Origin of the sequence: Granulicella sp. dw_53 (assembly GCF_018449545.1) — a bacterium.
Classification (GTDB): Bacteria; Acidobacteriota; Terriglobia; order Terriglobales; family Acidobacteriaceae; genus Edaphobacter.
Window position 1 is genome coordinate 23,984 of the sequence record NZ_JAAVUR010000007.1, and the last position, 17,451, is coordinate 41,434.

A 17,451-nucleotide genomic window follows, 5' to 3' on the forward strand; every position below is an offset into this window, starting at 1 on the left:
CATTCGCCTTCGAAGGCGATAGCAAAGACCGTAAACGATCTCACAAGAATGAGGACCGATCTCAATGAAGCAACGTTCGAAAGCACTATTGTGGCTCTTTCTCCTAGGTGTGTCTGTTGTCACTCGTTTATATGCGCAGGTGGAAGGAGGCATTATCACCGGCAATGTCTCTGACAGCAGCGGTGCGGCCATCTCGAAGGCATCGGTCGATATTGTGAATGTTGCGAGTGGGGAGCATATTCCGACGACCGCGAACAGACGTGGAGATTTTACGAGTGCGACCCTGCGTCCTGGTACTTACAGCGTTACGGTAACTGCGCCGGGATTCAAGACGGTGATACAGGATGGGTTGGTGTTGCAGGTCGGAAGCAAGTCTGCCGTCAATGTCGTTCTGCCGGTCGGTGATGCGGGCGAGACGGTGGAAGTAACTGCGCAGGCACCCGCGATGGAGACGACGCAGGGCACTGTCGGTACGGTCGTCGAAGCGCAGCCGGTTCAGGAACTGCCATTGAACGGACGCAACGCATTGGCGCTTACTTTGGAGACGCCCGCCGTGCGATCGAACTCAGCGACTAATCCTCAAGGTTTTGCGGATCGAGGAACATCGCTCGCGGCCATCGTCATCAACAATGGACCTACGGCGATGAACGCAAATTTATTGGATGGTGCTAACAATCTTAATAATTTTTCAGGAGAGCTCGCGATCAATCCCGCGGTCGATTCTGTTCAGGAGTTCAAGGTGCAGACCGGATATATGTCGGCGGAGTATGGGCTGACAGGCGGCGGTGTCATCACACTGGCTTCGAAGTCAGGTTCCAACGGGTATCACGGGGATGTGTATGAGTTCTTTCGGAACGACTACCTCGATGCGCGGGATTGGTTTCTCGACCCGACCTCGAAGAAACCTCCGCTACGTTACAACCAGTTCGGCGGGGCAGTTGGCGGGCCGGTGATGCGCGATAAGCTTTTCTTCTTTGCCAACTTTGAAGAGTTTCGTTATGTTACCAGCGCTGTATATACCGCCACAGTACCGACGCTGCGGCAGCGAACAGGAGACTTCTCCGACCTTCAGACATGCTCGCTTGATGCGAATAAGAACACCGTGGTGAAACTGGTAAAGATCTATGATCCGGCGACAACCAAGGCTTCGGGAACTACATTTTCGCGAGCCCAGTTTCCGGGCAACAAGATCAATCGTGCGCTGGATCCAGTGGCGCTCAACATACAGAACGCCATTTATCCAACGCCTAATAGAACCTCTTCGGATGCATGCGAGGCTCTTTCCAGTACAAACAATTTTCAGAGTGTAAAGCCGAATGTCCGGTCCATGTATCAGTCGCTTGGACGTCTCGACTACCGCATTTCGAGTAAGCAGAGCATGTTTGCGCGGTATGCCTACTATGTGAATAACACCGATAACGGAAGCACGAATGGTTCCTACCTGCCATCTCCCATCGTGGCTAAACGCTATGACAGCTTCGGCAGTCAAAGCGCCGTTGTGGAGCATACCTACGTCTTTTCCCCTTCGACGATCAATGAACTTCGTCTTGCAGTTACGCGCACTACCTTTCCCTTTGTGGTGGCGAACTACAACCAGGACTGGCCTTCTAAATTAGGATTTCCAACCAACGTTCCACCGTTTGTCTTTCCGACGATCACGGGCACCGGTCTGCCTGCAGTGAATGGCCAGGTGGGTCAGCGTAATACCGCCAATCCGCAGATAATCGATACCGTTACTGTGAACCATGGGCGCCACAACGTCCGTTTCGGTTTTGTTGCCGCGCATAGTCAGTCGAATAATAGCCAATTGACGACGCCTTCGGGCAATTTCAGCTTCTCCAGCGCTCTCACGAACCTACCGAGCAGTACAGCCGGCACGGGCAGCGCGTATGCTAGTTTTCTTCTTGGATCAGTTCAGAGCGCGACTCTGACGGTATATCGTGAGCCGGGTTACTGGAATTTTCTAGCATCCGGTTTTATTCAAGACGACTTCAAGGTATCGCCACGATTCACGATCAATGCCGGACTGCGATATGACTTTCAGGAGACTCCTCATGAACACCATGACGGTCTGAGTAACTTTGATCCTAACGGTGTGAGCCCCAGTGTTGGCCAGCGAGGCACGACTGCCTACGCGCAGCATGGCGGATACGGCCGCACCTTTACGGGAAACGACTATAAAGACTATGGGCCGCGGCTGGGCTTTGCCTGGGATGTCTTTGGCGATGGCAAGACCTCACTTCGCGGCGGCGCAGGTATTTATTACGTCAGTCTCAACAATCAGCTCTTCAATCAGCCTACCGCGGGATTCTCTTCTACGACGACGTCGTACACCTCGACGAACTCCGGGATCACTCCTGCCCTTCAACTCTCCAATGGATTTTCGTCGCCGCCTCTACAGCCCCTGGGCGCAGATGGTGGACCAGACTTTCTCCTTGGCCAGGCAATTGCTTATGTACAACCGAAGAGCAGTACCCCCATGTCACAGCAGTGGAATCTAAATATTCAACATGAGTTGCCGGGTCGCTTTGTTACGGAGATCGGATATTTAGGAAATTACGGCGTACATATGATCGCCGGAGACTACAACATGAATGTGCTGCCGAACCAATATCTTTCACTGGGTACGGCGCTCACACAAAACGTTCCTAATCCCTATGCCGGCAAAGTGCCGGGTTCCCTTGGCGCGGCTACGATTACAAGGAAGCAGAGCCTGCTGCCGTTCCCTTACTACGGAGCTATCACTGTTACGAGTCCAAGGGATGGGAACTTTCATGGGGATGCGATGTTCGTTGCTGTTCAGAGACACGGCAATCACGGACTTACCTTGCTTAGCAGCTACACTTTTAGCAAGCTGCTCGACAATGGCATCCAAGACGCTCTCGACGGATACATCGGCGTTTCAACCGCCGGTGGCGCCGTCACACCTCAGGACCCCAATAACCGACAAGCCGAGTACAGCCTTGATCCGACGGATATTAAGCATCGCTTTGTCGGAAGCGCGCTTTACGAGCTTCCCTTCGGACATGGGAAAAAGTTCTTCGCGAACGGTGGCGGCGTCGTAGATCGCCTTATTCGTGGGTGGCAGTTCAACACTATCGTTACAGCACAAAGTGGTCTGCCAATTCGAATCAGCGGAGCAAATAACAGTGCGGCCTCCCGTCCCAACTTCGTTGCAGGTAAAACGGCAGCGAATGTGAACAAGTCTGATCGAAGTGTGAAGTCGTGGTTCGATACGACTGTCTTTCAGAATCCCGATCCTTACACCTTCGGCAATGTGCCGCGCGTTCTGCCAAACTCGCGCGGGCCGAAGTATATTGACGTCGATGCATCTGTCTTCAAGACCACGAACATCGCCGAGAACGTCGATCTTCAGTTGCGTCTCGAATCCTTCAACATGTTCAATCATCCGAACTTTGGACTGCCAAGCGGAGCGTTTGTGCCAGCCTCAGGTAACAACGGGCTGAATACCAGTTCGAGCTTCGGTCAGATCACGACTGACTTTCAGCCACGAAATGTTCAGCTTGCTGTCAAAGTGATTTTCTAGCTTCTACTTCGCGCTATCAAACTCGCTTGCCATTACTGTTCTTGGATGGAGTTGATTCGCCAGCCATTCTGTAATGCCGCCGAGGAATACTGATTTATGTTGTGCCTCCTTATCCGGATAGTGCACGACATCGATGGTCCTTGGTGCGGCGCCGGCGATCTTTTCCTTTGCTGCCGATGGCGTGACGGGATCGTCTGTGACCTGTTGGATGCGGATCGACTTTCCCTCCAGTTGAGGAAGGTAGTTCACTGGGTCGAGGTTCGCGACCTTTTGCAGGAACTCCGGTTTGAGGTATGCGGCGCGCTCCTCTTCCGGGATCTGCTTCGAACCCTTCAGCCATTCAGGCCAATCGCCCCATGGGTCTGTCACGTCGATTGCGCTGATCCGCGAATCGGCCGCGGCGGCGAGAATCGCGATGGCCCCTCCTGAGCCTTGTCCGTACATGCCCACATGCTTCATGTCGAGATCCTTGCGTGTCTCCAGGTAGTTCAACACCATTTGCACATCGTGGGCTGATGTCGAGAGCGCTTCCTGCAGTTCGCTCACAAACCATTCCCTCATCGGTCGTGGAGTGTGGAAGCGCTGCCAGGAGAGTGCTGATCCAAAGCCGACGATCGCGAGTCCGTTCTGCTTGGACTGGCTGCACCAGTAGTCGGTTCGAAAGATGTTGGTGTCGAAGGTGTAGTTGAGAAGAAACAATCCGACCGGGGGATTTTCGACTCCAGTAGGCCGTATTACGTAGAGGTCGATGGGATCGGCTTGACGCCACTCTAGGCGAAGTAGCTCGCGCGTGCAACCCTCGGGCAATTCGCTTTTGCTCATGGGCACGCCGGCCACGGATTGTGTCGGAAGCCCACTCTTTGCGAGCGAGATCGTCGTCCAATTTTCCTTGGGTGGTTCAACTGCGGCGGACTTTGCAGCTTCCTCGAATACGAGCGGTTTCTCTGGTGTCGCCGACTGAGGAGATTGGGGGGTCGGAGTTGTAGTCTGGGCTTGTAGGCTGGGGATCGTCAGCGTGAGGAGGGTGAACGCGACGGCGAGCTTGTGACACATGGTGAAATCTCCTTGATCGAAGCCGAATGAGTCCAAGGTGCTGCAAGCTGAGCTGAAAGACTCGCTGAGGTGGCGAGTCCATCCACGATGCCGTTGGACGGACTCTGTGAAGATTATTTCCTGCCTCTACTTTGATTGACGGTATGGAGTGGTAATTCTCAACGGCTGGGCTCGGGATTTTGCGAAAACGTAATATCCGACGGTCAGAGAGGGACTCTATTCGGTTCTGGACGTTCTTTGGAGCGGGGGTTATGGAATGTTGCCCAAAAAGTGGCAGGCCCGCTGAGTTGAGCGGGCCTGCTGTTGTTGCGATCGATGTAGAGTGGTTGATGTTTAGCGGCGTGAGCCGATGGTACCGGTCTTCATGCCCGTGGGTTGGCTCCGGCAGGTGGTGGAGTCTGCGCCGAGGGTAAGTACGACACCGCCTACGTCACCGCCAACCTCTGGATTGGTGCAGTTGCTGGTGGGGACGTTTCCTACATGGCCGTTAGCAATTGCGGTGGGTTGACCGGCTGGGGCGGGCGGGAGGAAGTGCGAACGGACGACCGAGATGTTCGTTGCAGTGATGAAGTCAGGACGAGATGTGTTGGTGTTGAAGTTGACAAAGTGCTGGGCTGCGGTTGCCAAGGTCTGTGCACTCGCGGTTCCAGTGGTATCGCTGGAGAGAGTGACGAACCGAAGCAGCGACCAGATGGGGTAGTTCACGCTGGCGTTGTTGATGTTTGCCAGGGTGACGTTCGCCATATCACTGGTTCCGGAGAGCGGAATGATGCCGGTATGGCCAGCAGAGGCGGTGATCAGCGGATCGACGCCATCGACGGTCAAATACCGGGCGTTGGGGGCGGCGGCGCTGGTGAAGCCGGCGAAGTTAGCGACGCTCCAGAAGCCGTAGCCGATAACGTCGTTGTTGGCGGCAGCGATGACCTGGGAGAGCTCCTGCCCAGTGCCGATCGCCCGCTTGCGGGAGCCGGTGAGTGGGTTGACGATGGGGCAGTTTCCGGCCTCTTGCGAGGTCTGGAATCCCGAGGCGGTTCTGTTCGGTACGTTGTACTCCATGGTGTTGAAGGTTCCAGAGAGCGGCTCACGGATGAGAGTCGTTACTGGGTTTCCCGAGTCCACACCGTTGACCTGGCCGGTCAGGGTGAAGGTTCCATTGAGGAACTTCGCCAGGTTGGCGCTGGAGATGTTGGTGAACGTGCGGGTACCGAAGCCAGAGGTAGAGTTCTGACCGTTGACGACGACCAGGATCGGGGTGGCTCCAACCGGCGTCACGGCGTAGCCGCTGGGCAGGGTAAAGTCGATGACGTGGAATACAGAGGAGCTGAAGGAGCTGGTGATGTTATCGCCGTTGTTGTAGCCGAGTCCCAGATACTGGGAGCCAGTGGCGACGGGCGAACCGCAAGCAACCATCGCACGCTTGGTAGCGAACCAGGCGTCCTCGGGACGGATGTCCGTTCCGGCGGCGTTCACGGTCGCAGCGTTGAGCGCGTTCGCGATCGCGAGAGGAAGCGCAGTCTCGGACCGAGTTGCGTCGTTGGTGGGGTAGAGGAGCCCGGCTGAGGTGGGAACGCCGGTCGGGTAGGTGATGCCGCACTTGGAGGGAGAGAGGTGGGCGTTGAAGAGGCAGCGGTCGCCGACGACCGAGTCCGTCTGCAGATAGGCATAGATCGTGGTGGGGGAGGTGCTGGTGATGGCGGTGCAGCTTCCAGCTACTGGCGTCCACGCCACCCAGGCATTGCCGGTGTCAGCTAACGGTCCAACAGGGGCGCTGGTGTCGGTTGCCGAGACGACGTTGGAGAGGGCGGCAGTGTTGTTGCCGGTCCAGACGCAGGAAGCACCAATAGGCGAGGTGCCCGAGGTGTTCGATGCGGCGAGGCCAGACTCGAGAAAGAGAGCGGAGGATCCAATTCCATTGATCGCAACAGTCGGAGCTTGCGCGTTTGCCTGAACGGCCAGCGTGCAGAGAGCCGTAGCAACCGCGAACGGTAAAGTTCTGAGCAACTTCTTCATGGTGCTTCTCCTTGGTATTCCCTTGAAGCTTGTTAAAGTTGAAGACAATAGCCACGCTCGAGTGGCAGCGAGCCCACTTCCAGCGAAGGCGGTTTCTCAGCCTGAACTCAGACCAACGACGGAGAGAGACATGCCGAGTACTTCCGAACAAGATGCAGACCCGAGAATCCCGGGGAACAAAAGACTGTGCCGATTGGTTCGGAGGTGCTAGTTATTTTTGCCCTCTACTGATGATGACGACGGAGCTCAGGCTTTCCCAACGACTCAGGTCGCCGATTCATCGAATTACAACTTTCGCGTGGGAAGTAAGAACGTGGTCCGCGCAGTAAAGCTGATGCGAAGTACAGGCGCACGATGGATGGTTGCCTCTCGATGAGAGCAGCTCCGATGAATTCACATCGATGTAATACAAAGGCGGAAATCGTCTGATAAAACTTTAGTTACTCCTGCACCTCTTGTGTGCTTAGCGCGTCATCGCGCTTGAGCGAATGTGTGTTCTTCCATCTCGCCCGCACCTAGATTCCACTAGAAAATAATTCGAAATATTTTTGGATTTGCCGTTGAGAACTGACCTGCTCAAAAGTCATTTCTATTAGACGGTCTTTTAATTTTTCAACTTCTCGCTGCCGCGCTTCCTGTTTGTGCGTATCGAACGTTCATACGCTGGTTGGGAACCGCTGGGGCAAGCAGTATTTTCCAGGAGAGTTCATGCAAGTTCTGCGACGGATCGTGAGCCGGCAGGTTGTGTTGGCCATGACGCTGGTGGGTGTTTTAACGATGGTTGGATGCTCTGGCGACAGTTCGTCTTCGGGGCCAAATGTAACCGCGACACCTACGTTCAATCCTGGTGCGGGAAGCTATAACACCTCACAGACTGTAACGATCTCCGACTCGACCCCTGGAGCAGTGCTGTACTGCACTACGGATGGGACGACGCCGACGACCTCTTCTCCGCAGTGCAGCCAGCCGACCACGGTTTTTAAAACAGAGTTCCTGCAGGCGATTGCGGCCGCTCCCGGCAAGACTTCCAGCACGGTCGCATCCGCGGGCTACACCATCAACCTGAACGCCGCGGCCACGCCCACCTTCTCTCCCGCGGGTGGCAGCTATACCTCGGCGCAGACCGTGACAATTAGCGACGCCACGGCTGGCGCAAATATCTACTTCACCACTGATGGAAGCGTGCCTACGGCTACTTCGACGCTGTATACGGCTCCGCTGACTATTTCCAAGAGCATGACGTTGAGCGCGATCGCGATCGCTTCAGGCTTTGCCAACAGCGGGATCGCTAGTGCTTCGTATCTTGTCGGTACAGGGACGGCGGCGCCGGTGATCTCGCCTGCGGGTGGAACGTTTGGGGCGGCGCAGAACGTGACCATTACGGATGCGACTTCGGGCGCGAACATCTATTACACGGTCGACGGCAGTGTGCCTACGTCTTCGTCGACTCCCTACTCGGGTCCGATCAATGTCTCCGCCAACCAGACCATTAGCACGATCGCCATCGCCTCGGGCACAGCCAGCGTGGTGACCACTGCGAGCTTTACGATCACCATTCCCGCCGCCGCACCGCCGACGTTCTCTCCTGCCGGGGGCACTTATTCGACGGCGCAGAATGTCATCCTCAGCGATACGACTCCCGGTGCAACGATCTATTACGCGGTCGACGGCAGCACCCCCACTACCTCTTCGACGAAGTACGACAACACCTCCATCGCGGTCGGCGGGAGCGAGACCATCAAGGCCATCGCGACGGCCACCGGCTTCGGTAGTAGTGCGGTGGCGAGCGCGACCTATACGCTCAATCTCTCCGTCGCGACGCCGACGTTCTCTCCTGCGGCCGGTACCTTCAGCGCGGCGCAGACGGTCACGATCAACGATGCGACCGCCGGAGCGACGATCTACTACACGATCGACGGCAGCGCTCCGAGCACATCCTCGACCAAGTACACCGGTACCGCCATTGCGGTCGCGTCGACTGAGACTCTCAATGCAGTTGCGGCGGTGGGCAATACTCTCAGCTCCGTGGCCACGGCTACTTACACGATCAATATTCCATCCACCTTCAGCGGAAACGTCTTAAGCGGCACGCTGCCGGTGAACGGAGCGCAGGTGGTGCTGTATGCCGCCGGGCAGAGCGACTATGCCTCCAGCGCGGACACGCTGAGCACGACCGCCGTAACCACCGACGCCAGCGGCGCGTTTGCCTTCTCGTACAACTGCCCGGCGTCTCCGGGAGACCTGGTGTACGTGGTGGCGACGGGAGGCAGCACGGGCAGTGGAGGAGCCAACCCCAGCCTGGCGCTGATGGCGGCGCTCGGTCCTTGCGGGAGCATCCCGCCGACCACCAAGGTGGTCGTCAATGAGGTTACGACGGTGGCTTCGGCGTACGCGTTATCGCAGTTCATGACCGGTGCGGCCAATGTAGGCGCGGCCGCTACCACGGCCAGCTATCACGGACTGGCCAATGCCTTCAAGACGGTGCGAAACCTGGTGGATCTCACCACCGGGCAGGCGCTCGACCATACGCCCGCGTATCCGACGAATCTGACGGGAGATCCGAATATCCTCAACAACAGCACCGTTCCCCAGTCCCGCATCAACACATTGGCGAATACGCTGAACTCTTGCGCAACGGCTGGGGGGGCCTGCTCCACTCTCTTCCAGGCGGCGACGCCATCCTCCGGCTCTGCGCCTGCGGATACGTTGCAGGCTATCCTGAACATCGCTCAACATCCCGGCAACCAGGCAGGGATGGTCTTCAACGTCGCAGCGGGCAGCGGTCCCTTCACTCCGGCGTTGACGGCTGCACCCAATGACTGGACCCTTGCCCTTACCTATACGGGTGGTGGACTTGGGTTTGCGCCAGGCATCCAGATTCCCTTCGCGACAGGCCGAAATACTTCAGGTCAATTTCTAAATACGGCCATGGCGATCGACGCTACGGGGAACATATGGGTCACTGGATTTAATAATAATAGCGTCAACTCGACGATCGATCCCGATCAGTTCAGCGGCATGATCGCAGAGTTCAGCAATCAAGGCACCCCCTTGACGCAGCCTTCGCAGTTCGCCTCGGGTACGCCTTCGGCAGCAACCTTTGGCGGGTACATTCCGATAAAACAATTCACTGGCAACGGAATAAATAATGGAGGGACTCAGGTTCCGCAATCTATCGCCTTAGACCCGTCAGGAAATGCATGGGTTCTTGGCGGTAGCGGATCAGCTGGAGGCGGTAGCGCGACCACCTCCTCCGGTGGAGCTTTAACGGAGATCGGCCCTGGCTTGTCCGTTGTGCTTCCCTATGTGAACCTCGGCTCCGCGTCTGCATATTCTAGTATTGCGATCGACGGTGGCAGCAATGTGTGGGCCTTCGGTTCCAACGGTCTTCAAGAATTTGACAGCAGCGGAAAGCTGGCTCTTGGTCCCGATTCCGGTGTCAACAACCCTGCAAGCCCTTTTGGGTATGGAGCTCTCCCGGCACTCATCTTCGATTCCAATGGGACTAGTCTTTGGGCCTCCGATAATAGTTGCTGTGGAGATCTTTATCAGATCAATCCCAAGAACGATACGGCCATAGTCGACTATTTCGCCAATGCGCCCGGTACATACACTCCTCTAGTCGCAGGGAGCGCTGACGCGGCTACTGGCAACCCTGGCAATATCTATGGCTGTGGAGATGCAAACACAACCGGTCCGATACTTGACGTCTTCAATATCAGCAATCCAACCTCTCCCGTCGCGGCCTACCCGATCTCCGCACGAGGTTGTGGAAATCAGATGGTGATGGATGGGGCAGGCCATATCTTTACAGTCACTGGCAGCCCTGATACGACGGCTATTACTCCCGGCATTGTCGATGAGTTTGCCGTAAGCAGTTCCGGCGTGACCCAGATCTCTCCTTCCACGGGCTATACCGGCACTGGTACCGGAGAGTCGCCGACCATCAATCCCGATCGAAATGCGTCACTTATTTTGCAGAACGGTTTGTCTGTACCAGCTGCGGGTGTGACGGGAGCGGCTATCGATGGCTCGGGGAATCTGTGGGTTCTCAATGTCGATACTGGATCGACGGCCTCACCTGGCAATGCGCTGGTGGAGTTTGTCGGAATCGCCGCACCGGTTGTTACCCCGACATCGCTTGCCCTTCAGTTTGGGCAGGTTGGTGTGCGTCCCTGATGAGCTGTGAAATTATCCGAAATAAATCCGAGAAATAACTTGCGCGTCGCAGCTCCTTTCCATACTTGGTGCGCAATCTCAACTTCGCCCTCTCCTGATCTCTCCGCATCCGCGCCTTGTGTGACGGGTGCGGAGAGGCTAAGGAAACCGTCGGGGAAGGCAGGAGGCAGAGAAGGCAGAAATGGAGCGTCGAAGATGGGGCCCTATCAAGATTCGGAGCCAGCAATCGAAGAGCAGTTCGGCCTGGATGTTGTGCAGGTACAGGTTTTTGGACCAGAAGATGAAGTCGATCGAACGTTGCATTTGCTGAGGAAGGAGGGCCTTGCGGAGAAAGAAGGAGAGGAGGTTAAGCAACTGGATGGCCTGGCCGATCCACACCAGAAGATTCTCGGCCTTTACGACGAATTCCGGCCTCGTTTGCTTCGCTACATCCACAGCATGTACTTGAAGCGGGACGTAGCGGAGGAAGTGATTCAGGAGACCTTTCTACGGCTGACGACGGAGTTCATCCAGGGAAACGATATTGCGAATGTGCAGGGATGGATCGTACGGGTCGCTCACAATCTGGTAGTCGATGTCATTAAGAATAAAGAGAGAGATGCGGCTCGTACAGCCGAAATTAGTTCGATTCCGTTTGAGACTTTTGTCGATCCCAAGGAAGGACCGGAAGAAGCGTACCAAAGAAAAGAACAGATCAACCGAATGGAGAGTGCACTTTTGACCCTCAGTCTTCAGCAGCGGCAGTGCTTCAACCTGAGAGTCCAAGGGTTTCGTTACAGGGATATCGCCGATGCGCTCGGGATCAGTGAGCAGCGGGCAGCAATTGTCGTCAAGCAGGTCGCCGTGCGATTGGCGGCTCTATGTGGATGGGAGGAACAAAGGTAGAGTGATCAATCAATTTCTGCAACACCTCATCCCGAGCCTCGATGACCATCTCTCCGATGATCGAATGGCGAGCTTGTTCTGCAACGAACTGCCGCTCGGCGAACGATGGATCGCCAAACAACATCTTGCGACGTGTTGGCAGTGCCGCGTTCGGCAAGGAGACCTGGAAGGCTATCGCTCGGAATCAGTTATAGATTTTTATCGTGACGCCCTTAGTCATGAGGATTTGAAGTTGTCGCCGAAGCCGCGTGCTGAGTTTGCGCAGCGGCTGGAGCTTCATATCGAACGCTTACCCCGGCGGAGATGGTGGGCGATTCGCTTACCAAATATTTCTCTAGTTTTTTTACCTCCTATGAACCCTTCGCTCGCGATCTTTGGACTGTTTGCTTTTGCCACCGCCGTTTCCTTTCTGTTCTGGTGGCAGCAGCGCGTCCCCGATATCACCTCGAACTCACTCCTGGTACGTGCCGCGAGGTGGGACTCGCCCAATCTGGGGTCTAGTATGGGCGTTGTCTATCAAACGGTTCGAATTACAGCACCGAAGTTGACGATGGAGCGCTCCATCTATCGGGATCTTGAAGGCAAGCGTCCGTTGAAGCCGGTGAGGTTAGTCGCAACACAAGAAGAGCTCAAGGGAGACTTGGCGCGCGCCGGAGTTAATTGGGATGAGCCAATTTCCGCTTCGGACTATCAGACGTGGCATGACCATCAGCACAGCCGTGCGGACAAGGTTACTCGTACAGGAGCGCATCTCCTGAGATTGACCACAACTGTAACCGACAGCTTAGTAACAACTCAATCGCTTACGGTGCGCGACACGGATTTTCATCCGGTGCGGCGGACGGTCGCACTTCGTGACATCGGGACGGTTGAGATCGCAGAACTCGATTTTAAGATCCTGCCGTGGTCTGCTGTCGACGCGGACGTCTTTGAGACGATAGGCGGTATTTCGTCTCGAACGGTAGCAGGCCGCGCACGGGTCTTGCAGTTTCCGAAGATGCCGCAGATCGTGACGCAAGAACAACTCGATGAAGCGGAGTTGGCCGCGAGGCTCATCTTGAACTTGCTCCGCGCGGATAACGGTGAGCAGGTTGAAATTCGGCGCGGCCAGCGAGAAGTAAATGTCGAAGGAATCGTCGAAACGGATGAACGCAAGCGGCAACTGCAAATGCAACTCAGGATGGTCCCACATGTAACGGTTTCTATATTAAGCGTGGCGGATCTGAAGAGTCTCCCCGGAGACAGTAGTGCGCTAAGCGTCCAGACGGCCACTATGCCAGATCAGCCCTCGCCGCTTGAGACTCTATTGTTGGCCAAGGGCCGTAGTGTGAATGACACGAATGTCCTTGCGCAACGGCTCTTTAACGCAGCGTTGTCGATCAGCCAGGAGAGCCACGCGATTATCGACTTGCAGACGCGTTTTGCACCAGATGCACAGAGGGCAGTTGTTGCAACGGCTACGTTATCCGAACTGATCTATAGCCATCGGGAACGTCTTGAAGCGTCACTGAAGAGCGAACGCTCCTTAGTCGCGGATGTACACGATCCCATTGCCTTGACCGGGTCTTTCGGAGCAAAAAGCCCTTCGCTTATGGTCTCAGCCGACAGGAACCTGGCGCTCTCGAAAGAACTTATGCAAACCAATAACCCCGCTACGCGAAGCGCAGAGCAGATTCTCGCTGAGATGCTGGTTTCGATCGAAGAACTGACGATCGCCGCAAACGAAGTGTATGGGAAGTCTCAGAGAACATCCACTCTGAGCGGAAAGAATTAGGACACGTCCGGCCATGCAGTCAATTTTCTGTTCTCGAATTTTATTATCAAAGTCTGCTCTCCGATGGCTCATTACATCCGCTGCTGCGATGGGTTTCTTGATTGCGGGTTGTGGGAAGGGATCCACCCCCGGAGCGAAGGCTGGTCCGATCTTGATTGCGAATCCGAGTGGGGTGTCAGCACAGGCCAGCGCGCTGACAATTGGCTCTACGCTCAAGCTCAGCATGATGCCTTCAGGAGACACCATCAATGCAGGTGTCGACTGGGCCGTGACCTGTGGTGGCAATCCCATTAGCGGCAGCATCACAAATGGAGCATGCGGTACACTCGCTCCGGCACATACCGCGGATGGCGCGACGGTGTCATTTACCGCTCCGTCCGTGGCTCCGATTGGCACCACCGTCACAATTACAGCGACGGTAACAAGTAATCCATCCCAAAGCAGCAATGTTAGTCTGACGGTACTTTCCACGCCGATAGCTATCTCGTTCTTGACTCCTCCATCGACTTCAATGGAGATCAATACCATCACATCACTCACGGCCTCGGTGACGAATGATCCAAGCAACGGGGGCGTAATCTGGACGGCAACCTGCGGATCGACAGCATGCGGATCCTTCAACCCGGTGATTGCTCCATTTGGCTCTGGCACGACGTACACGTCCCCTTCCGCCGTCCCGCCTGGAGCAACGGTCACGATCACTGCAACTTCGCTGACCGATACCACTAAGTCTGTCAGTACGAAGATGACCATCACAGGTCCTCCCCCTCCACCTCCGCCGCCATTGCCAATTGCCATCACCGTCTTGCCGGCAAATGTCTACACTCAGAGAACCGGTGCGGGCCGCTCCGCCAATCTCACGGCCCTGGTTTCCAATGACTCTGCTGCCAGTGGCGTCGACTGGACGTTGAGCTGCAGTACATCGAATTGCGGGAGCATCTCAAACCATACAGCGAGTGGTTTTGCAGCTGCTTTTATCAACACCTCCAATGTTCCCATCGGAGGCACGATCACGATTACCGCGAAGTCTACTGCCGATCCGACGAAGTCGGCGTCTGCAACCGCGAATGTGGTCACTGCCGCACCGATTGTGGTGGCCATGTCTACTACATCTCCACTTCCTGCGACTCTGAAGGCTGGCTCGCAGGCGACGCTCGCGGCAACAGCCGCACCCAATACCGGCAATGCCGGGATCAACTGGACGGCTACCTGCGGCGTTGCTGGTGGGTGTGGGACGTTCAATCTATCGCCGGCACATACGGCGAGCAGCGGTCAGATTATTTATAGCGCGCCGGCGACTGTACCGACGGGCAGTGTTGTAACGATCACGGCCTCCTCTGGAGCAACGACGCCTTCGAATTCGGCCATCGCCACAACCACAATCGTTGCAACTCCCCCACCTCCTCCGTCGCTCTCGTTTACACAAACACCGCCTACATCGCTGGTGAGCGCAACGCAGACTCCTATCGGAGTCGCGGTCGCGAATGATATCGCGCCGGGAGGCGTCATCTGGACGGTTCAATGCGGTAATACAGCTCCTGGAGGGTGCGGCTGGTTCGCACCCGCTCAGACGACAAGCGGTATGACGAGTGTGTATACGGCTCCCCCTGTTATGGCTTCTCCCGTTACGGCTCCCGCAACTTCCGTAACGCTCACCGCGACGTCGATCGCTGACCCAACTGTGAGTATTAGCTCCGACCCTATAGCAATCAATCCTGACACAACGCTAAAAGTCAGCTTCGTTCCATCGCTGCCATCGCAGATGCAGATTAATACGAAAGTTAATCTCAATGCGGCGGTTGCAAATGATGCATCGCATGCCGGTGTGGATTGGCAGGTCTGCGCAAGCGGTTGTGGTTTCTTCACTATTAAGCCTGAGATCCCCGCAATTCTGGAAACACCAACAACGCCTTATATGCCAACTGTTCCTGCGATCACTGCAACAACAGTCTCTGCATGGCCCAATGGCTTGCCGATTCCCTATACCGCTCCTCTCCAGGTGCCCTCTACCGGACCTGTAGCTGTCATTGCTTCGGCACATGCGGATACGTCAAAGGCTAATTCGAGCACGATCACAATCAGTCCAGCACCGACTGGCCCGGGATTGAACGGTGTCGTGCAAGCAGGGTCAGAGCCGGTTGTTGGGGCCGCGGTCTCTTTGTATGCCGCTGGCATCAGTGGCTATGGATCGTTGGCCACGCTAGTTGCTTCTGCGCCTATTACCGATAGCAAAGGTGGTTTTACGATCGCCGGCAACTACACCTGTCCGAGTCCGGAAAGCCAGATGTATTTGGTGGCAACTGGCGGCAAAGTTGGGTCGAACGATGCAAACTCAAACCTCGCCCTGATGACTGCCCTTGGAAGCTGCGGCAATCTTAATTCGAGTTTGGTCGTGTTGAACGAGGTCACGACAGTCGCATCCGCATTCGCGACTGCGCCTTTTGCTTCCGATGATGCGCTTACAGGAAACAGCAGCTATCTCTATCTAGGAACGAGCAGCAGTAATTCCGTTGGTTTAGCCAGTGCCTTCTCGGCGGTCAATAACCTGGTCGACATTTCTACCGGCCAGGTAAGGTTTCTGGTCCCCGCAGAGAACGCAGCAGTCCCGTATGTGGAGATCAATACTCTGGCCGACATCTTGAACGGCTGTGCGTCGACGTCGGGTGGTGTGAAAGGTGACGGAGGCGGATGCAGTACGTTGTTTACGGCGACAGATCTGTTGGGTACTGGAACCTATGCCGCTTCGATTACGCCCGCTGACACGTTGCAGGCCATCTTCAATATCGCGCAGCATCCAGTGACAAATTACGGATATAGCTTAGATGCAGCTAATCTGATGATTGGGCTGGCGTCCTCCGCTTCCCCCTTTCAGCCGATTCTGACAACGCAGCCTAGCGACTGGTCGATCTCACTCAACTACACAAGTGGAGGAGGCCTCTCCGCCGCGAGCGCAGTGGACTCCTTAGCGGTAGACGCCGCCGGCAATCTCTGGATTACAGATGTAAAGTCGCACAGTGTTATCGAGTGGAATCCTTTCGGCGCAGCGCTCTCTCCTTCCACTGGTTTCCCCGCGGGCGGTGGTCCCATCGCTATCGATGCGACTGGCAATGTGTGGATCTCCGGAGAGGGCGGTCTCAACGAGCTGACCAGTCTAGGTGCTCCTCTACCGTGGAGCCCCTTCGGCGGGGTATCTGGCGGTGGAGGCGATATCGCAATCGATGCCCTGGACAATCTCTGGATCACCAATTCGAGCGGTGTCAATGAGTTCAACAACCTTGGATTGCAGCTCTCGCCGGTCGCGGGCTATACCACAGATGGCATATCGAACGTTGCTGCTGTAGGTATTGATAGCTTCAATAATGTATGGCTCGGGACAGGTTCCGATGACCAACATAGTACCGGCCAATTGATTGAGCTGACGAATCCGGGTGGTCAACTCATCATCAGCGGAGGACCCGGTTCTCCCAAGCCGCAAATGGCGGCGGACAACGCGGGCGATATTTGGTACGTCAGTGGCAGTGCAGTTTGCGAGGCCACCCCATACCTGGGCACGGGCAGCACGCTCGTACCAACTTGTTACCCACAAGGGCCAAATTCAACCTCTAGCCCCCCAGGTATCGATGTACTGAATGCAAGAGGAATCGCGTTGGACGGTGCAGGTACCGTATGGGTTGCTGGTCAAGGCGGCGGCACTCAGCCAGCAGTCCTGCCTGGAGTCCTTCCCATCAAAGCGGGTTTCTCGCCTGCAAGTACAAAACCTTATGTGTCCCCTAGCCTCGAAGCCGGACCTCTGAGCGTTGCTGTCGATGGCTCCGGGAACGTTTGGGTTCTGTTGAAAGACAACACAGTCACCGAGTACGTCGGCGCCGCAGTACCGGTGGTGACGCCAATCGCGCTGGCGGTGAAGACAAAGCGGCTGGCGGCCAAGCCGTGAGAAGCGCCATATTCTCTGCTAACTCATATCGATGCTGTGAAGAAAAGGAAGCAATGAGGATCCCAATCT

At 55.9% G+C, this 17,451-nt stretch carries 7 protein-coding genes; 5 read left to right on the forward strand and 2 right to left on the reverse strand.

Annotated features, from left to right (window positions below):
• Positions 1-64: 64 nt before the first annotated feature.
• Positions 65-3,547: a carboxypeptidase-like regulatory domain-containing protein gene (locus HB393_RS12195; RefSeq protein ID WP_213805463.1), complete on the forward strand. Its 3,483-nt coding sequence runs from the start codon at positions 65-67 to the stop codon at positions 3,545-3,547.
• Between the two features lie 3 nt (positions 3,548-3,550).
• On the opposite strand, the gene HB393_RS12200 is transcribed toward HB393_RS12195, so the two are convergent.
• Both HB393_RS12200 and HB393_RS12205 read right to left on the reverse strand, forming a co-directional pair.
• Positions 3,551-4,600, reverse strand: a complete 1,050-nt coding sequence (locus tag HB393_RS12200) for an alpha/beta hydrolase (protein WP_213805464.1) — start codon at positions 4,598-4,600, stop codon at positions 3,551-3,553.
• Between the two features lie 333 nt (positions 4,601-4,933).
• A complete protein-coding gene (locus HB393_RS12205) occupies positions 4,934-6,610 on the reverse strand; it encodes a hypothetical protein (protein WP_213805465.1) in 1,677 nt (558 codons plus the stop codon).
• 708 nt (positions 6,611-7,318) lie between these two features.
• Between HB393_RS12205 and HB393_RS12210 the strand changes: the two genes are divergently transcribed.
• From HB393_RS12210 to HB393_RS12225, 4 genes are all read left to right on the forward strand, one after another.
• Positions 7,319-10,789 (forward strand): chitobiase/beta-hexosaminidase C-terminal domain-containing protein, encoded by a 3,471-nt coding sequence (locus HB393_RS12210; protein WP_213805466.1) that lies wholly within the window; start codon positions 7,319-7,321, stop codon positions 10,787-10,789.
• 195 nt (positions 10,790-10,984) lie between these two features.
• The gene (locus tag HB393_RS12215; RefSeq protein ID WP_213805467.1) at positions 10,985-11,674 is read left to right on the forward strand and encodes a sigma-70 family RNA polymerase sigma factor; all 690 of its coding nucleotides are present in this window, start codon (positions 10,985-10,987) and stop codon (positions 11,672-11,674) included.
• Position 11,675: 1 nt separating this feature from the next.
• The gene (locus tag HB393_RS12220) at positions 11,676-13,448 is read left to right on the forward strand and encodes a hypothetical protein (protein ID WP_213805468.1); all 1,773 of its coding nucleotides are present in this window, start codon (positions 11,676-11,678) and stop codon (positions 13,446-13,448) included.
• 88 nt (positions 13,449-13,536) lie between these two features.
• Positions 13,537-17,382 (forward strand): hypothetical protein, encoded by a 3,846-nt coding sequence (locus HB393_RS12225; RefSeq protein ID WP_213805469.1) that lies wholly within the window; start codon positions 13,537-13,539, stop codon positions 17,380-17,382.
• Positions 17,383-17,451: the final 69 nt, after the last annotated feature.